This window comes from Nocardia nepalensis, assembly GCF_048910785.1.
In the GTDB taxonomy this organism is placed as follows: Bacteria; Actinomycetota; Actinomycetes; order Mycobacteriales; family Mycobacteriaceae; genus Nocardia; species Nocardia nepalensis.
Map to the genome: position 1 here is coordinate 151,012 of NZ_JBKBET010000003.1, position 17,967 is coordinate 168,978.

Annotated in this window: 16 protein-coding genes and 1 tRNA gene; 6 read left to right on the top strand and 11 right to left on the bottom strand. The window is 66.8% G+C overall.

Annotation, left to right across the window (positions count from 1 at the left end; translation table 11 throughout):
- Positions 1-113: 113 nt before the first annotated feature.
- The 3 genes from ACHQ4I_RS01215 to ACHQ4I_RS01225 form a co-directional block, all read right to left on the bottom strand.
- Positions 114-204: transfer RNA gene (locus tag ACHQ4I_RS01215), tRNA-Ser, on the bottom strand.
- A gap of 106 nt (positions 205-310) precedes the next feature.
- Entirely contained in the window at positions 311-745 is a 435-nt protein-coding gene (locus ACHQ4I_RS01220; RefSeq protein ID WP_420770156.1) for a nucleoside deaminase, read from the bottom strand.
- Between the two features lie 37 nt (positions 746-782).
- Complete coding sequence (locus ACHQ4I_RS01225; protein WP_420769766.1) at positions 783-1,322, bottom strand: tRNA adenosine deaminase-associated protein; 540 nt, start codon at positions 1,320-1,322, stop codon at positions 783-785.
- 57 nt (positions 1,323-1,379) lie between these two features.
- Between ACHQ4I_RS01225 and ACHQ4I_RS01230 the strand changes: the two genes are divergently transcribed.
- A complete protein-coding gene (locus ACHQ4I_RS01230; protein WP_420769767.1) occupies positions 1,380-2,330 on the top strand; it encodes a prephenate dehydrogenase in 951 nt (316 codons plus the stop codon).
- A 303-nt stretch (positions 2,331-2,633) separates the two neighbouring features.
- Here the strand turns inward: ACHQ4I_RS01230 and ACHQ4I_RS01235 are convergent, their stop codons facing one another.
- From ACHQ4I_RS01235 to ACHQ4I_RS01255, 5 genes are all read right to left on the bottom strand, one after another.
- The gene (locus ACHQ4I_RS01235) at positions 2,634-3,239 is read right to left on the bottom strand and encodes a putative glycolipid-binding domain-containing protein (protein ID WP_420769768.1); all 606 of its coding nucleotides are present in this window, start codon (positions 3,237-3,239) and stop codon (positions 2,634-2,636) included.
- A gap of 36 nt (positions 3,240-3,275) precedes the next feature.
- Complete coding sequence (locus ACHQ4I_RS01240; protein ID WP_420769769.1) at positions 3,276-5,174, bottom strand: ABC transporter ATP-binding protein; 1,899 nt, start codon at positions 5,172-5,174, stop codon at positions 3,276-3,278.
- Positions 5,171-6,991, bottom strand: coding sequence for an ABC transporter ATP-binding protein (locus ACHQ4I_RS01245; RefSeq protein ID WP_420769770.1), 1,821 nt, complete (start codon positions 6,989-6,991; stop codon positions 5,171-5,173). The genes ACHQ4I_RS01240 and ACHQ4I_RS01245 overlap by 4 nt, the downstream gene beginning before the upstream one ends.
- 275 nt (positions 6,992-7,266) lie before the next feature.
- Complete coding sequence (fadD32, locus tag ACHQ4I_RS01250; protein ID WP_420769771.1) at positions 7,267-9,186, bottom strand: long-chain-fatty-acid--AMP ligase FadD32; 1,920 nt, start codon at positions 9,184-9,186, stop codon at positions 7,267-7,269.
- Positions 9,187-9,293: 107 nt separating this feature from the next.
- Entirely contained in the window at positions 9,294-10,544 is a 1,251-nt protein-coding gene (locus ACHQ4I_RS01255; RefSeq protein ID WP_420769772.1) for a KasA/KasB family beta-ketoacyl-ACP synthase, read from the bottom strand.
- Positions 10,545-10,847: 303 nt separating this feature from the next.
- Here ACHQ4I_RS01255 and ACHQ4I_RS01260 point away from each other — a divergent pair, with 303 nt between their 5' ends.
- From ACHQ4I_RS01260 to ACHQ4I_RS01270, 3 genes are all read left to right on the top strand, one after another.
- Positions 10,848-11,981 carry a DNA cytosine methyltransferase gene (locus ACHQ4I_RS01260; protein WP_420770157.1) on the top strand — a complete coding sequence of 378 codons (1,134 nt, stop codon included), beginning with the start codon at positions 10,848-10,850 and terminating at the stop codon, positions 11,979-11,981.
- 13 nt (positions 11,982-11,994) lie between these two features.
- Positions 11,995-12,417, top strand: a complete 423-nt coding sequence (locus ACHQ4I_RS01265; protein WP_420769773.1) for a very short patch repair endonuclease — start codon at positions 11,995-11,997, stop codon at positions 12,415-12,417.
- A 368-nt stretch (positions 12,418-12,785) separates the two neighbouring features.
- Positions 12,786-13,496: a DUF998 domain-containing protein gene (locus ACHQ4I_RS01270; protein WP_420769774.1), complete on the top strand. Its 711-nt coding sequence runs from the start codon at positions 12,786-12,788 to the stop codon at positions 13,494-13,496.
- On the opposite strand, the gene ACHQ4I_RS01275 is transcribed toward ACHQ4I_RS01270, so the two are convergent.
- The gene (locus tag ACHQ4I_RS01275) at positions 13,493-15,061 is read right to left on the bottom strand and encodes an esterase-like activity of phytase family protein (RefSeq protein ID WP_420769775.1); all 1,569 of its coding nucleotides are present in this window, start codon (positions 15,059-15,061) and stop codon (positions 13,493-13,495) included. The two genes, ACHQ4I_RS01270 and ACHQ4I_RS01275, sit on opposite strands and share 4 nt — an antisense overlap.
- A 72-nt stretch (positions 15,062-15,133) precedes the next feature.
- Between ACHQ4I_RS01275 and ACHQ4I_RS01280 the strand changes: the two genes are divergently transcribed.
- Both ACHQ4I_RS01280 and ACHQ4I_RS01285 read left to right on the top strand, forming a co-directional pair.
- Entirely contained in the window at positions 15,134-15,526 is a 393-nt protein-coding gene (locus ACHQ4I_RS01280; RefSeq protein ID WP_420769776.1) for a RidA family protein, read from the top strand.
- Positions 15,527-15,571: 45 nt separating this feature from the next.
- Positions 15,572-16,300 (top strand): maleylpyruvate isomerase family mycothiol-dependent enzyme, encoded by a 729-nt coding sequence (locus ACHQ4I_RS01285; RefSeq protein ID WP_420769777.1) that lies wholly within the window; start codon positions 15,572-15,574, stop codon positions 16,298-16,300.
- Here ACHQ4I_RS01285 and ACHQ4I_RS01290 read toward each other — a convergent pair.
- Complete coding sequence (locus tag ACHQ4I_RS01290; RefSeq protein WP_420769778.1) at positions 16,278-16,730, bottom strand: hypothetical protein; 453 nt, start codon at positions 16,728-16,730, stop codon at positions 16,278-16,280. The two genes, ACHQ4I_RS01285 and ACHQ4I_RS01290, sit on opposite strands and share 23 nt — an antisense overlap.
- Complete coding sequence (locus tag ACHQ4I_RS01295) at positions 16,727-17,956, bottom strand: molybdopterin-dependent oxidoreductase (RefSeq protein WP_420769779.1); 1,230 nt, start codon at positions 17,954-17,956, stop codon at positions 16,727-16,729. Before ACHQ4I_RS01295 ends, ACHQ4I_RS01290 begins: the two co-directional genes overlap by 4 nt.
- Positions 17,957-17,967: the final 11 nt, after the last annotated feature.

Consider the following 17,967-nt stretch of genomic DNA (forward strand, 5'->3'; position numbering starts at 1 on the left):
GCCGTGGACAAGACGTACGGCAGAGTGTCGGCAAGATGTGGGCACAGCCGCTGATCAACCGTTCTGCGGAGCAGAAAAAAAGCCCCTCACCTGCGTGAACAAGTGAGGGGCTTTGGCGGTGGCGGAGGGATTTGAACCCTCGGAGGGGGGTTACCCCTCACACGCTTTCGAGGCGTGCTCCTTAGGCCGCTCGGACACGCCACCGCCGACAACCATACCGGACCGGGGGCGGAACGCTAAATCGCCTGTAGAGGGGGTGCGAGGGGCGGTTTTCGGCGGGTGCTGGCACGCGGAAGGCGCGGGCGTCGGCTCAGCGTTGGGCGCGGAAGAATTCGTCCAGCAGTGCCGCGCATTCGGCTTCCAGCACGCCGCCGCGGACTTCCGGGCGGTGGTTGAGGCGGCGGTCGCGGACTACGTCCCATAGTGAGCCGACGGCACCGGTTTTCGGTTCCCAGGCGCCGAAGACCAAGCGGCCGACGCGGGCGAGTACCAAGGCGCCCGCGCACATAGTGCAGGGCTCCAGGGTGACCGCGAGCGTGGTGTCCTCCAGACGCCAGCCGTCGCCGACTACCGCGGCGGCGCGGCGCAGCGCGAGGATCTCCGCGTGCGCGGTCGGGTCACCGAGGGCCTCCCTGGCATTGGCCGCGCGGGCGAGTTCGCGTCCGGTCGCATCGAAGACGACGGCACCGACCGGTACGTCGCGAGCGCCCGCATCGGCTGCGGCGGCGATCGCGGCACGGACCATGTCGGTGTCGGAGAGTCCGTCGGTGAGCAGACCCACGTCAGCGGGGCAGCTTGTCCAGCACCGCCGAGAGTTCGTTGGCGAAGCCGAGCCGCTGGGCGATCATGCCGAGTTGCTCATCCGGATACAGGTCGGTTTCGGCGAGGATCACGCTGAGCACGGGTTCGGGCAGGCCGAGATCGGCGAGGACGCCGAGGTCGCCCTCTTCCCAGGGCTCGATATCGTCGATTTCGTCCGGGTCGATGTCGGGAATTTCGATATTGAGGGCCTCGAGGACGTCGGCGGCGATGTCGTAATCGATCGCGGCCGTCGCATCCGAGACCAGCATCCGGGTGCCGCTCGGCGCGGGCCGGAGCACGATGAAGAACTCGTCATCGATATCGAGCAATCCGAACACCGCACCGGAACTGCGCAATGCCTTGAGTTCTGTTTCCGCCGCGGACAAATCGGTGAGCGCGGCCTGACTCAACGGACTACACCGCCATTGTCCTTCTTCGCGGACAACCGCCACTGCGAACCCTTCCACGTCGTCGTAATCATCCGACGCAGCCTTGTTCGTGCCCGAGCGCTGTGCTGCCATGCCGCAACGGTAGTCGGCTCGAGCCGAAATGTTGAAGTCGTATGCGAATCTGTTCCGATGACTCCTGACCAGAAAGCACCGGTGTGTGTCCTCGGGACGGGCTTGATCGGCGGTTCACTGCTGCGCGCCGCCGTCGGCGCCGGCTATGACGCCTGGGGTTACAACAGGTCAGAGGATGGTGCACGGGCCGCGAGCGCCGACGGATTCGATGTCACGCAGGATCTGCTCGGGGCGCTGACCCGGGCCGCCGATGCCGATGCGCTGATCGTCGTCGCGGTGCCGATGCCCGCGGTGGACCACATCCTCGCCGAGGTGGCGCGAATCGCGCCGGGCTGCTCGCTCACCGATGTGGTGAGCGTCAAGGCGCCGGTGGCCGAGGCGGTGCAGCGGCATGGGCTCGCGGCCCGTTACGTCGGCGGGCATCCGATGGCCGGTACCTCCGAATCCGGTTGGGCGGCCACCGATCCCGGCCTGTTCCGGGATGCGGTATGGGCGGTCGGGGTGGATGCGGGCACCCGCCCCGAGCCGTGGCGCCGGGTGGTGCGGCTGGCGCTGTCCTGCGGCGCGGTGGTCACCCCGGTGGTGGCGGACGAGCACGACCGGGCGGTGGCCCGGATCTCGCATCTGCCGCATGTGCTGGCGGAGGCGCTTGCGGTGTCCGGCGCGGCGGGCGGCGACCTGGCGCTCGGCTTGGCCGCGGGCTCGTTCCGGGACGGCACCCGCGTGGCCGCCACCGCCCCTGACCTCGTCCGCGCCATCTGCGAACCCAATGCCGCAGCCCTGCTGGACGTACTGGAGGAAACGCTCACCGTACTGAGCGCCGCCCGCGACAGCCTCCGCGACGCGGACACCTTGGTCGACCTCGTCGAAGCCGGACACGACGCCCGCGAACGCTACGAAACCACACAGCGCTGGGAAATCACCGACATCCACCCCGGCGACCACAACTGGCTGGAAGCTTTGCGCGAGGCAGGCCAGCGCGGCGGGGTGATCACCAAGCTGGAGTGATCGCGGCGACGCTATCGGGGCCATGAGGCACATCTGTCGATCTCATCGAGGCGCTACTGCGCCCGCGCGCACTATGAACCGCGCAGCGCTGATCACGCCGCAGATATCCGCCCAGCGACGACAATTGGCCAGGGCATCCGCGTGTTCGAGTCGACGCGGCGGTGTGCTCTCCTCACAAGGCTGCGGTGGCCACTCCCGGACAACTTCTCAGGCACGCAACTTTGCCCGCGACCCACGAATTCGCCCGGCGAATCTGTGTGCGGCGCGGGCAACGGTGCGCGGACGCCGGCGGGATCCGGGTGGTCAGATGCGTTCGGCGAGGCCCGGGTAGTCGAGGAGGAAGCCGTCGGCGTCGACGGTGACGGTGGCGCTGGAGACGGGGGACAGCACGCTGATGCCGGTGGCGCCGCTGCTGTAGGTGAGGCTGGCTTCCTGGACGAGGAGATCGGGTAGGCGGACGTAGACGACCGGGACCTGGATGTCGTCGACGGCGTTCTGGAGTCCGAAGCGGCGGATGGGGAGGGTGTTGAAGAACGGGCTGAGGACGACGTCGACGTCCAGGGCGCCCGCGAAGGTGGAGCGGACGTGGCCGCCGCCCGCGTCGACGAGCCAGTAGTTCTCCTCGTCCCTGGCGATCGAGGCCTGGCGTTCCCCGGCGGCGGTGGTGCTGCGCAGGGATAGTCGTTTGGTGACGCCGTTCTCGTCGGTGACCAGGTCGTAGGAGGCGCTGAAGGCGGGGTGTTCCGCGCATTCGCCGCCGATCATGCGACCGGCGGCGCGGATGCGGTTGCCGTTGAGGGTGACGCGGACGGACTCCATCCGCGACGCGTTGTGCGCGCGCCACGTGAGGATCGTCGGCCACCGGGATGCCTCCGGTTGGCTGTCGGGGCCGAGAGCTGGATTCGTCACATATCTACGGTAAGCGACGCGCGCAACACCCCCGCATCACACCAGCGACTCGCGCCACGCGGCGTGCAGGCTGGCGAACCGTCCGGCGCCCGCGATGAGCTCGCTGGGCGCCCCGTCCTCGACGATCCGGCCGGACTCCAGCACCAGGACCCGGTCGGCGATCGCGACCGTGGACAGCCGATGCGCGATGATCATGGCGGTGCGATCGCGCAGCACCGTCTCCAGTGCCCGCTGGATCTGCCGCTCGCTGGGAATGTCCAGGCTCGAGGTCGCCTCGTCGAGCACGATCACCGCCGGATCGGCCAGGAACACCCTGGCGAACGCGACCAGCTGACGCTGGCCCGCCGACAATCGCCCACCGCGCTTGCGCACGTCGGTGTCGAACCCCTCCGGCAGTGCGGTGACGAAGTCGTACAGCCCGACCGCGCGCGCCGCCGCGATCACCTCCGCATCGCTGGCCTCCGGCCGCCCGAGCCGGATATTGTCGGCCACCGACCCGGAGAACAGATACGACTCCTGGGTGACCATCACGACATTGCGTCGCAGATCCACATCGGACAACCGCCGCAGGTCGATGCCGTCCAAACTCACCGTGCCGCCGGACGGGTCATAGAACCGGGTCAGCAGCTTGGCCAAGGTGGACTTGCCCGCACCGGTCGCACCGACCAGCGCGATCACCTGTCCGGCCGGAATCTCCAGCGAGAACTCCGGCAGCACCGGGCGCGCCCGACCGGGCGTATCGGACGGCGCCTCGCCATCGGTGGGTGATCCGTAGCCGAACCACACGTGGTCCATCCGCACCGCGCCGGTTGCCTTGGCCAACGCGATCGGGGCCTTCGGTTCCTCGACCGAGGGCTCCTCCTCGAGGACGCCGGAGATCTTTTCCAGGGCGGCGGCCGCGGACTGGTAGGCGTTGAATACCTGGGCCAGTTCGTCGAGGGGGCCGTAGAAGTCGTTGAGGTACAACAGGTATGCCGCGAGGACGCCCACGGCGAGGTTGCCGTGGATCACCTGCCAGGCGCCGACCACGATGACGACCACGGTGGTCAGATTGCCGAGCAGGCGGGTGAGTCCGGCGTAGTCGCCCATGCCGCGCATGGCGCTGGTGGTCGCCTGGAAGTATTCGGCGTCCTCGGTGGCCAGCACCGATTCGTTGCGGGCCTCGCGCTGGAAGGCCTGCACCGCGCGCATGCCGCCCATCGACTCCACGAACTGCACAACGACTTTCGCGATTGCCCCGCGGGTGCGCCGGTACCCGGCCCGCTGCCTGCGCTGCGCCCAGCGGGTGACCAGCGCCAATGGCACGAAGCCGAGCAGCACGATCGCGGCGAGCGTCTGATCGAGGTAGATCAGCAGCACCGCGATGGTCAGCACCGAAAGGATCGCGCTCAGTGCCTGATTCAGCGCACTCTCCAGCAGCTGCTGCAGCGTCTCGATATCACCGGTCAGCCGCGCGACCACCTTGCCGGAGGTGTACTTCTCATGGAACGCCACGCTGAGCCGCTGCATATGCCCGAACAGCCGGACCCGCAGGTCGAAGAGCACGCTCTGGCTGAGCTTTCCGGAGATTCGCAGGAACACGAAGGTGGTGCAGACACCGAGCCCGATCGCACCCAGATAGCCGACGACGGTGAGCGCCAAGGGCACCCAGTTCCCCTCGACCCCCTCGGCGATGCCGGTATCGAGCCCGTGTGCGACGAACAGCGGCGCGGAGACCATCGCGGCGTTATCGAGCACGATCAGCACCATGGCCAGGATCGCGAGCTTGCGGTAGGGCCGAACCAGGCTCAGCAGTAGCCGCCGGGATCGACCGGCCAGCACCAGATTTCCGGTCTCGGTCACCTCCTTGTCCTCGTTGGCGATGCCGCGCCAGTCGGCGACCTCGTCGCGGTCGGCCGAGTCATCGGCGGGGACAGCGGTTTCGGTCGTGGTCATGCTTGACCTCCCATCAGTTCGCGGTAGCGACTGCTGGTTTTCAGTAGTTGATCGTGCGCGCCCTCGGCGATGATCCGGCCGTCGGCGAGCAGCGCCACCCGGTCGGCCAGTGCCGCGGTCGAAGGGCGGTGCGCCACAAGCAGAGTGGTGGCCCCGGCCAGCACCGTGCGCAGCCGTTCCTGCACGCGCTCCTCGGTCTCCACATCGAGTGCGGAGAGCGGGTCGTCGAGCACCATGATGCGGGTCCGCTCCCCCGCGCTGTCGCGAGCGAGCACCGCGCGGGCCAGGGCCAGCCGCTGGCGCTGACCGCCGGACAGGCTCAGCCCCTGCTCGCCGATCCTGGTGTCCAGGCCCCATGGCAGGTCGTTCACGAAATCGGTGGCCTGGGCGACATCGAGCGCGCGCCACACATCGTCGTCGCCGGCCTCCGGATCGCCGAGCGCGACGTTCTCCCGCACACTCGCCGAGAAGAGCACCGGCTCCTCGAACGCCACCGAGACCAGCGAACGCAGGTCGGCGACCCGCATCGATGCGATATCGATGCCGTCGATGGTGATGGCGCCGCCGGTCACGTCGTAGAGCCGCGGAATCAGGTTGAGCAGCGCCGTCTTTCCGCTACCGGTCGCACCGACCAGCGCCACCGTCTCGCCGGGACGCACCTTCAGCGAAATATCGTGCAGTACCTCACCCTTCGCCTCCGGAAAGGCGAAACGCACACCGTGCAGCGCCAATTCGCCGACGATCCGTTCCGGCAGTTCGACCGGATCGGCTGGATCGGTGATATCGACCGGGGTGTCGATGATCTCCCAGAACCGATCCGCCGCGGTGCGCGCGTCGTTCCACTCGGCGAGCAGGAAGCCGGTCCAGATGATCGGCCACTGCAGGAAGGTCGCCAGCGTAATGCCCGCGACCAGGGTGCCGAGCGTCATGGTGCCGTGCGCGACGGCGTATCCGCCGTAGCCGAGCGCGAAGGCGATGGCCAGCTGCGGCAGACTCACCATCGCCGACCACAGCGTGGCGTCCAGCCGCACCTTGAGTAGTTCGGTCTGTTGCAGTTCGCGCGACTGCGCGGTGAACCGCCCGCCGAAGAACGCGCCGCGACCGAATGCCTTCAGCACCCGGATGCCCTGCGCCGACTCCTCGGCGGTGGTGGCCAGATCGCCGGACTGATCCTGCGAGCGCCGCGAGGCGACCCCGTAGCGGCGCTCGAACCGCAGGCAGACGTAGGTCAGCGGCAGCGCCACGATCGCGAAGATCAGCCCGATCCGCCAGCTCAGCGCGAGCAGCACCAGCAGACCGACCGGAATCACGACGCAGTGGATGATCAGGAACGGCCCCGCGAACGCGACGAATCGCTTCATCGTGCCCATATCGTCGACCGCGCGCGACAGCAACTGGCCGGACTCCCAGGCATCGTGGCGTCCGATCGACAACGTCTGCAACTTGCGGAAGATCTTGGCGCGCATGGCGATCTCGAACTGAGCCGCCGGCCTCGCGATTAGCCACCGACGTCCCCATACACCGAACGCCTCCACCAGACCGAGCAGCAGCACCACCAGCACCGGAACCACGACACCCGCGAAATCGCGCTGCTGGATCGGACCGTCGATGATCCGCGCGATGACCAGCGGGATCACGATCGCCGTCAAGGCGGCGGTCGCCGCAAGCCCGGTCGCGCCGAGTAGCGCGGCCAGATGCGGCCGCAGGTACGGCAGGAATCGGCGTAGTGAATGCAGGCGACCCGACGCCGCGGCGGCCGGACGCTCGGGTCTATCGACCTCCGTATCGGCCTTCGGCGTATCGAGCGTGACGGACAAAGCTCCCCCTCGTGGTCTGCGTGGATTGGCTGATGTCGCGAGCGGACCTTCCGGTGATGTTCGCACCGGGGTCCGACATTCCAGCGTGGCATCAGTCTCGAGATCGGCCAACCGATTTTCCGCCACGCCAACAGCCAACAACCTCGAGTAACCTCGAGGTCAAGAACCCCCCGGCAACACCCCGACCCCAGGGTCACACCGCCCGCAGACGACATCGGCGCCCGGATCCCGGGCGCCGATATCCACCAATTCGATTGTACCGACGCATTCGTCGATCAGCGGGTCGCTCGCCCCCGCTCCGCCGCAGCGTCCGGGAAATCCTGCTGCTGATAACCGCCGCGCAGCGTGCCCTCCAAATACGCGGCGCGACAGGCCCGTCGGGCGATCTTGCCGCTGGAGGTGCGCGGAATCGAACCGGCCGGGACCAGCAGCAGGTCGCGCACGGTCACGCCGTGGCGCTGTGCGATGGCGACGCGCACGATATCGGCGATCGGCTCCGGATCCAGTTTCGCCGCACCGGTGCCGCGCTCGGCCACGATGACCAACTGCTCCGAGGTGTCATCGGCGTCGAAGGTGAGGCCGGAACGGCTGCCCTGCTCGAAAACCAACGCGGGCAGCTGATTCGCGGGCACGGAGAACGCCGCGACGAATCCGGGCCGCAGTGCATCGCTGGATTCCTGTGCCGAGAACTCCAGATCCTGCGGATAGTGATTGCGCCCGTCGACGATCACCAGATCCTTCACCCGCCCGGTGATGTACAACTCGCCGTCGAGGTAGACGCCGTAGTCGCCGGTGCGCATCCACTTCGCGTCCGAGTCGGTGCCCTGCGCGTGACTGCCCTCCGGTAGTCGCCGCGCGAGCCTGTTGTGGAAGGTCGCCTCGGTCTCCTCCGGCCGACCCCAATATCCGATGCCCATATTGTCGCCGTGCAACCAGATTTCGCCGACCTCGCCGTTTTCGCGCTCGATACCGGTCTCCGGATCGACGATCACCGCCCACTGCGATAGCGCGACATAACCGCAGGACACCTGCGCGATCGAATTCTCGGTGCCCTTGGGCACTTCGACCATGCGGCCCGCGCTGAGTTCATTGCGATCCACATAGACGACCTTCGCCTCATCCTCGGCCTTGGTCGCCGAGACGAACAATGTCGCCTCCGCCATGCCGTAGCAGGGCTTCAGCGCGGTCTTTGGCAGACCGTACGGCGCGAAGGCCTCGTTGAACTTCTGCATCGACGACACCGACACCGGCTCACTGCCGTTGATCAACCCGATTACATTCGAAAGGTCGAGTTCCTCACCGGCTTTCGGCTTACCGCGGGCCGCGGCGTGCTCGTATGCGAAATTCGGTGCGGCCGCGAATGTTCCGGCGCCGTCGGAGGCGGCGGCCAATTCCTTGATCCAGCGGTACGGCCGCCGCACGAACGCGCTCGGCGACATGATCGTAATGAATCCACCGCCGATGGTCGGCAGGATCACGGACAGCAGACCCATATCGTGGAATAGCGGCAACCAGGTGACGCCGCGTGAATTCTCTTGCACGCCGATGGCATCGATCATCTGCAACAGATTGGTGCCAACCGCGCGGTGGGTGATCTCGACACCGGCCGGGGTCCGGGTGGATCCCGAGGTGTACTGCAGGTAGGCGACGCTATCGATATTGATCTTCGGCCGTACCCAGGTCGATCCGACGCTATTCGGAATCGCGTCGACGGCGATGATGCGCGGACGCTGCGCCGCCGGGAGGTGCCGGAAGAATTTCCGCACACCCGCCGCGGCCGAGCCGACGGTCAGAATGGCCGCTGGCGCGCAGTCGTTGAGCACCGCGTGCAGGCGATCGGTATGGCCCTGCTCCTCCGGATCGAACAGCGGGACAGCGATATTGCCCGCGTAGACCGCCGCGAAGATCGAGACGACATAGTCCAGCCCCTGCGGGGCCAGGACCGCCACCCGATCGCCCGGACGCGTCACCTGCTGCAACCGGGCCGCGACGGCACGCAGCCGCACGCCGAATTCATGCCAGGTCAACTCGACATACTCGCCATCGCGTTCCCGCGAGTAGTCGATGTAGCGGTAGGCGAGCTCGTCGCCGTTCTCCGCGCTGTGCTTGTCGACGAAGTCGATCAGGGTCCGGTCGTCACGGATATTGATATTGCCCTGATCGTCCAAATAGTCGTCGAACGTCTCGTCGATCATCGCCTTATCCTTTTGCCAACGCAGGCACTCGGGCCGTGCGAATACACCGAACACAGGTCGATTACGAAGCGTCGGGAAGGCTAGCAGGTGCGCCTTCCCGAGCGGGCTCAATACCGCCCGAAGGCAATCGCGACGTTGTGTCCGCCGAAACCGAACGAGTTGTTCACGGCGTAGTCGATTCGTCCGGGTCGGGCCTGGCCCTTGACCACGTCGAGCTCGATTTCCGGATCCTGATTGTCCAGATTCAGCGTCGGCGGAACGATGCCGTCACGCACCGAGAGCACCGTCAGCACCGATTCGAGTGCGCCGACCGCGCCGATCGAGTGGCCCAGTGCGGATTTCGGCGCGTAGACCGAAACATGGTCGCCCACGGCGGCATTGATGGCCTGCGCCTCGGCGGTATCGCCGATCGGGGTCGCGGTCGCGTGCGCGTTCACATGGGTGACGTCGCGCTTGGAGATTCCGGCCTTCTGCATGGCCCTGGTCATCGCCCGCGCCGCGCCCTTGCCCTCGAGATCGGGTGCGACCAGATGGAAAGCGTCAGAGGTGATTCCGGCGCCCAGCAATCGGGCATGGATGGTCGCGCCGCGCGCCTTCGCATGCTCCTCGGTCTCGATGATCATCATCGCGCCCGCCTCACCGAAGACGAAACCGTCGCGGTCCTTGTCGAACGGTCGCGAGGCGGCCCTGGGGTCCTCGTTGCGGGTGCTCATCGCGCGCATCATGGTGAACGCCGCGATAGGCACCGCCTGAATGGAGCCCTCCACGCCGCCGGTGACCACCATGTCGGCATCGCCCATGACGATCATCTGCCAGGCATTGGCGATCGCCTCCGAGCCCGATGAGCAGGCCGAGACCGGGGTGACCACGCCCGCGCGTGCGCCGATTTCCATGCCGACGCAGGCGGCCGGGCCGTTCGGCATGATGCGCTGCACGGTCAGCGGCGACACCTTGCGGTAGCCGCCGTTCTGCAGCCGGTCCCGCGCGAAGGTGATGTATTCGCCGCCGCCGAGTCCGGTGCCGATGGCGACCCCGAGCCGATTCTTGTCCACCTCAGGACTTCCCGCGTTGCGCCAGACCTCACGACCGAGCACCACGGCCATCTGTTCCACGTAGGACAGCTGGTGCGTCTCCTGCCGGGTGAGGTTATCCGATGGCTTGACCTTCAGATGTCCGCCGATGCGCACCGGTAGTTCGAACTGCTCGATGAAGCTGTCGTCGAGCACATCGATGCCGCTCTCACCGTTGAGCAGCCCCTTCCAAGTGGAGTCGACGTCACCGGCGATCGAGGTGGTCGCCGCCAGACTGGTCACGACAACATTGGGGTAGTTCCCGTTCTTAGTAGACGGAATCTGCATTTCGCTCACTTTCCTGGCGTCACACTTTGGGATAAACCGGGAACTGCGAATCGACGCTGGAGCGCCGGAGGTCGGCAGGAGCGGGAGCTAGGAGAATGTCTCCTGCCGTCGAGCGGCCGTGCAAACGAGATTCGACCGTGCGCAACAAGCGTCCGGTCGGATCGGATGCACGACACACTACCGTGGCCGTCGCCGGTCGTCGCATTCACTTCTCGAGTAACCTGCTGAGCGGATACGCAGCGCTGGTGGTTCCGAGCGATCCGCGAGCAACCGTGAGAAGGGAAGACTGTGACGGGCGGGCGGATGGTCGGGCTGTTCGCCGGTATCGGCGGGCTGGAGCTCGGCCTCGGCGGCCATGGCTGGCATACCGAGCTGCTCTGCGAGATCGATCCCGGTGCGCAGGCGGTGCTCGCGGCGCGCTTTCCCGGAATTCCATTGCACGCCGATATCACGCGATTGCGCGCGCTGCCAGCCGGCACCGAACTGGTCGCCGCCGGTTTTCCCTGCCAGGACCTGTCGCAGGCCGGGCGCACCGCGGGCATCACCGGACAACGCTCCGGTCTGGTGGACGAGGTGTTCCGGCTGGTGCGCCGACAGCGCGGGCCGCGCTGGCTGTTGATCGAGAATGTGCCGTTCATGCTGCAGCTGGGTCGCGGTGCGGCCATGCGGCATATCACCGCCGCACTGGAGGAGCTCGGCTACACCTGGGCATACCGGGTGGTCGACGCGCGGGCGTTCGGGTTGCCGCAGCGCCGTCAGCGGGTGCTGATGCTGGCTTCGCGCACCGAGGATCCGCGCCGGGTGCTGTTCGGTGATGACGCCGGATCGCTCGATCTCGGTGACCCGCAACAGGATCCGTGCGGCTTCTACTGGACCGAGGGGGTGCGCGGGTTGGGCTGGGCGGTGAACGCGATCCCGACGCTCAAGGGCGGTTCGGCACTGGGCATCGCGAGTCCGCCCGCGGTGCGGCTGCCCTCTGGCGAAATCGTCACGCCGGGCATCGTCGACGGTGAGCGGCTGCAGGGTTTCGACGCGGACTGGACCGAACCGGCGACCTCGGTGCCCGGGATCCGGCACGGACACCGGTGGAAGCTGATCGGCAATGCGGTGAGTGTGCGGATGGCGTCCTGGGTCGGCGCCCGGCTGGCCGAACCGCTCGATCCGATTCCCGGCGACGAGCCGCTGCCGCCCGGACGGCCCTGGCCGGTCGCCGCATGGGGCCGGGGCGGTGCGGCCTATCGGGTGCCGGTGTCGACATGGCCGGTGCACGAACCGTATGAGGATCTGCACCACTTCCTCACCGATTCGCGGCTGCTCTCCGCCCGCGCGACGGCCGGATTCCTGCGCCGCACCGGAATGGGCAATCTACGGTTCCCGCCCGGATTTCTGGCCGATGTGGAGGGTCATCTCGATCGGATGGGCGGCTGGGCGGCATGAGGTTCGGCTCGTCATGAACCCGGATCGGCGTCCACCCACCGACGCCGCCACCAGTGCGCGCATGGCGCGCCAGCGGCGCGCCGGAACCCGACCCGAACTCGCGCTGCGCCGGGAATTGCACCGGCGCGGGTTGCGCTACTTCGTCGATCGGGCACCACTGCGCGGGCAGCGGCGGCGGGCGGATCTGGTGTTTCCGCGGCTGCGCGTCGCGGTCTATGTCGACGGGTGTTTCTGGCATCGCTGTCCGCTGCACGCGACCGATCCGAAGAGCAATTCGCAGTGGTGGGCGGACAAATTGAGCGGGAATGTGGCCCGTGACCGGGCCACCGATGCCGCACTGGCCGCCGCGGGGTGGCGGGTGATCCGGGTGTGGGAACACGAGAATGCCGCTGCGGCGGCGGATCGAGTCCAGGCGGTACTGGCCGAGCGGAGCTAGCCGACCCTTTCGAGCGACCGGCAAGCAGTCGCTAGCTGACCCTTTCGAGCGACCTGCAAGCAGTCGCTAGCTGACCCTTTCGAGCGACCTGCAAGCAGTCGCTAGCGGTGTCGCCGCACCCGAACGAGCGTGCGCGGGGCGTGCGCGGCCAGGTACCCCGACGCCGCCATCACCGTCAGCACCATCAATCCGGCGACGGCCGTTGCGAATCCGATCATGGGAACCTCCTTACCTGTTCCCAGCATCGCGAACGGACCTGGCAGAACCCTGTGCTCTAGTTGGTAGTGAGGTGTGCGAAAGAGCTGCCTGTTAGGACACACTGACCTACTGTTGATCACCGGACCAGTGAGGAGGCGGAGAATGGTCCAGTGATTGATCGCCGGAGGCTCGCCGAACGACATGTCCTGGTGGCCTGCGGGCTCATCGCGGCGGCGATCGCGATCGGCGGACTCTGCTATTCGTCCTGGCTGCTGGAGTTCGTGCTCAAGATCGACGTCGATCCGGTCAACTCGTTCCTCAGTGAGCTCGATGCCGAGGGCAAGCCGCATCGAGAGGTGTTCGCGACCGCCGACAAGATCGTCGGCCTGCTGCTGATGCCGACGGCGATCGCCGGGCTGCTGTTATTTCCGCGCCGCAGATTCACCACCATCGGCTGGGTCGCGCTGTTCTGCTTCGGCGCCGCGACCATCGGCGACGTGCTGCTGCCGCTGCGCGATTGCACTCCGGAGAACAACGCCGAATGCGGCGGCGGTGGCAGCGAACTGTTCCCGCAGTTGCACCAGCCGCACGCGCTGACCAGCACCATCGCGGTCACTTCGATCGCCATCGCGACCTTCGCGTTCAGCGTGGCCGCCTTCCGGTATCACCGCTGGCGGATCCTGCGCGAGGCCGGTTTGGTGGTGCTGGTGATCGGGTCCTCGGCGACCATATGGATGTTGGTCGCCGACAACCTGACCGGTAATTACGCGCTCGGGATCGCCCAGCGGATCCAGGTCGGATCGATGTCGCTGTGGCTGATCACGTTGGCGGCGGCGGTGATTCTGGAAGGCCGCGAGTGGGTCGAAGGCGATTCCGGCTAGCCGACCTTGATGCGGACGGTGTGTGAGTCGAGTTTCGCGGGCAGTTCGGTGGTGTCGATCTCGAGGATTTCGCCGGTGTCCTGCAGACCGTTGGGCAGCGTCTTGGGCTTCAGGCCGAAGGGCGGCTGGTCGCCCTTGCTGGCGGCGAGGCCGAAGTCGCTGTCGTTGGCGATGTAGAGGGTCTTGCCGCCGTCCAGGGTGGCGATGCCCTCGATCTTGTCGTGGCCGTAGAACTTGCCGTCCGCGTTCAGACCGGTGATCAGTGCGGTGAAGTCCAGCTTCGCGGTCTTGGCGACGGGCGTGATGCCCGCCTTCTTCAGCGCCGCGACCCCGTCATTCGTCGAGACCGTGCCGACCAGCGTCTCCAGCGCCTTGCCGTCGATCTGGAGACCGCCGCGTTCCGGATCGTATTGCGCGCCCGCGACCTTCGACTCCGGGCCGATATCGGTGGCGCCGGCGATATCGATGGTCCACAGTTTCTTGTCGGCCTTCGGGGGCAGGTTGCCATCGCGCTCGTCGACCAGGAAGGTGGTGGCGCTGAGCGCGGTGATCTCGGAGTCGGCGACCTTGGTGCTCTTGGGATCCTGCAGCGGCAGTACGAATTCCTTGACCGACTTGGTCTTCAGGTCGACGGTGACGATGCGGGTGATCGGCACCTCCTTGGCCGAACCGTCCAAGCCCGGGGTTTTCAGGCCGCTCTGCACGACACCGACGAGGGTGCCGCCGTCCGGGGTGACGGTCAGGCCCTCCATGCCCTGGTTCGGCGTGCGCAGTGAAAGCTCCTTGGGCAGCCCGGATCCCGGGCCCAAACGCTCGAGCTCCGTGCCCTTGGCGTCGAAATGCACCAGGAACGGGCCGTATTCGTCGGAGACCCAGAAGGTGCCATCGGCCAGTGCGACCAGGCCTTCGGGGTCGAGGCCGTGGTCGGTGGGCGGTAAGACATTTCCGGCGAGGTCCTTGATGGTCTCGCCGGTGCTGGCCGCGATATCCACCTGACCGTTGAAGGGGGTGCCGTTGGCGGTGTGCAGCTCGATCCTGGATTGCAGGACCGCGCGATTGCCGACCAGCTTGAAACGGCCGATTTGGGGCACGAAGCCCGGTGTCGGCGTGAGCTTCTCGTTCTTCCCGGGACCGTCCACGTTGGGACCGCGATCGGTGAGGCCGTAGAACTCACCTGGCGCGCCGGGCACCGGTGTCCACGCTGAGCCGTAACCGCTCGCCTGCACGGTGGTGCCACCGAATTCGCCGAGCGGCGGAATGTCGGTGGTGTACAGGCGAACCGCGTCGGTGGTGGTGACCTTCAACTCGTCCGTGCCGGTATAGCCCGCCTTGGGCTGGTAGACGAGCGCGCCGTCGAGGCGGCGGGTAAGCGAGCCGTGTTCCGGATCGGCGATCGTCACGGCGGCGGTGCCACCCGTTGCGGCCAGCAGGTCGTCCAGGGAGATCACCAGCGGCTGATCCGCGACCACGGTGAAATCGGCCTTACCGTCCGAGGACGAGCAGCCTGCGGCCAGCACGCCGACACAGAGAACGGCGACGGCGGTGATACGGGGGTGCGCTTTCACGGGTGTCTGCTTACCGTGTGCGTCCGACAAAAGGCCTACGGTCAAGTGACCAGTTGGTGTCATGCTGTCGCCATGAGTGATCGTGTGAATATCGCTTCGGGTTCGGAGTTCGAGGATATCGTCGGCTACTCCCGGGCGGTGCGCATCGGCAAGACGGTCGCCGTCAGCGGCACCACCGCCGCGCTGCCCGGCGGCCATGCGGTCGGCGGTGACGATATCGGCGAACAGACCCGGGAAACCCTGCGCCGCATCGCCACCGCGCTCACCGACGCGGGTGCGAGCCTGGCCGATGTCGTTCGCACGCGCATCTTCGTCACCGATATCTCCCGCTGGCCCGAGGTCGCCGAGGCGCACGCCGAGGTATTCGGCGATATCCGTCCGGCCGCGTCGATGTACGAAATAAAAGCGCTGATCACGCCCGCACTACTGGTGGAAATCGAGGCCGACGCGATCGTCGGCGAATAGGAATTAGCCCGGCGGGGCGAGGCTCGGATCGCTAGTGTCGGTCTGGTGACCAGCGACGCTCCGGAAACCACCGTTCAGCTCGAAACCGTCGCCGAGGCGACCAACCGCCTGCTCGACACCATTCGCGGGCTCGATGACGACGTGACCGTGCCGACGCTGCTGCCGGGCTGGACCCGCGGCCACCTGCTCGCCCATCTGGCGCGCAATGCCGACAGCCTGGTCAACCTGTTGCTGTGGGCGCGCACCGGAATCGAAACACCGCAGTACGCAAGCATGTTCATCCGGAACGCGGATATCGAGGCGGGTGCGCCGCGTCCGCTCGCCGAGCAGTTGGCCGATAACGAAGCCGCGGCGAACCGCTGGCTCGCACTGGCCCAGACCACGCCTGCGGAGGCGTGGACGGCGACCGTGCGCACTCGGCAGGGCCGGCCGATTCCGGCGACCGAGGTCATCTGGATGCGGCTGCAGGAGGTGGAGATCCATCATGTCGACCTGGGCGCCGACTACCAACCTGCCGACTGGCCGAGCGAATTCGTCGCCAGGCTATTGCCCCGGGCCGCCGCGGATCTGACCAAAGCCATTGCCGCCGCATCTGATCCAGTACCCGCGTTCGAAGTCCGCACGACCGATACCGACTTCACCGCCACCGTTGGCGAAGGAGCCCCCGATCACACGATCACCGGTTCTGCCCCGGGTGTGCTCGCCTGGCTTCTCGGGCGATCCGAAGGGGCGGACCTGAGTGGGGCGCTGCCTACTCTTCCGTCCTGGAAATGAGACTGCGAGGCGTGCGCTCAGCGTCGTTGTGGCCAGACCGGTTCGTCACGATGTGGGCGATGAGGACCAAGGACCACACCGTGATCAGGGCAATCGTCAGGCCGAGGGGATAGTTGCGGTCCAGGACGGTCGGGTTGCTGGCCATGGCATTGCGACGCTCCAGAACCGGGAGGGCGATCAGCACCAGGGCGACCGAGCAGATGGCGCCGCAGGCGGTGACCGCCCACCAGGTAGGTGGGAGGAGGTGCCGGCCGGTGAGTCCGAAGGCGGCGCAGACGGGGGCGAAGATCGCATCGTGGACCAGGATGCCGCCCGCGAACCAGATCGCGATCGAGGCGAGATCCATTGGGGGCAGATCGAATAAGGCGCTGATGCCGTACCAGCCCAGCCAGAGCCCGATAAGGAGCAGCGCGATGCGAGCCGCGATCATGACAGAACCTCGATTTCGGACAGCCACTTGGTTTGCAGGACACCGGGCCGGTTGGGGGCAATGAGGCGGCACGGGTAACCGTGGTCGAGATCGAGGATTTCGCCATTGATGGTCAGGGCGACCAGCGTGCTCGAATCGACGACATGACGTTGCGGGAGAATGGAACTGCCATAGATACCGGTCTGCTCCAAAGAGCGGAATCGAACATCACCCCCTGGATAGTCCCCGACCGCCGCGAACAGATCCAACAGGCGAACGCCCGACCAGTCGGCGCCCGCACTCCAGCCTTCGACGCAGGCAATCGGCAAACTGGCCCGCGTCTGCGGCAGGGAAAGCAGTTCCTCCCTGCTGAATTGGCGCTTCTTATCACCCACCGTGACCGTCAACCGATACCCCGGATCGCGAGCACGATCAGCAACACCCGCCGCAGCGGCCGACCGATTGACCGGAACCCCCTGCGGCCCGTGCCCACTGCGCGGCGCGAGCACCGCAGCCCACCGCAGGAACGGAATCGTCTGCCCGGCAACGGCCAAACCCGCGGCTACCGCGGCAATCCCCGCGCCGGTCAGCACCGCGCGACGCGAAACATGAGGTCGGGATGCTATTTCTTTGGTCGCGCCGCCTCGGAGCACAGTCTCGGCTCCGAGCGCATCTTCGCCCTTGGCCGCCGCCTGAGCCCCGGTATCGGACCTGGCCTGCGCCTGAGTCTCGGTCTTCGCGTGGGCACTGGATTCAGCCGGGGAATCAACGAAATCGGTTGGGGATTCGACTTTGGTGTCGGTCAGCGGGCTTTGTAGCGCGTCGCGGATGACGGGGAGCTTTACAGCCAAATGGACAGCGAGTGCCCCGATGGCGATGTAGGCCATGGCGTAGTGGGCGGTGGGGAAGAAGAATTTCCATGGGTAGTACTGAGCGATATTCAACAGGCCGGTGGACAGTTGGAAGATCGTTGCGCCGACGAGGACGGCGATGGAGCCGCGTTCGAGTATGCGCAATGGCGAACCGATGATCGGGCGTTGAAATAGCCTGGGGTACACCGCCCACAGCTTCACCAGTAGCAATGGGATAGCGGCGACACCCGCTATCACGTGGGTGCCTTGCGTGACCCGGTACAGCCAGACGGGATGGGCCGGCCACCAGAACCAGCTCGGCGGATGTTGGATCCAGTGACTCAGTAGGCCGGTTACGAAGCAGAGCAGGATTGCGGTGCCAAGGGCGATGCCCACACGACTGGCGA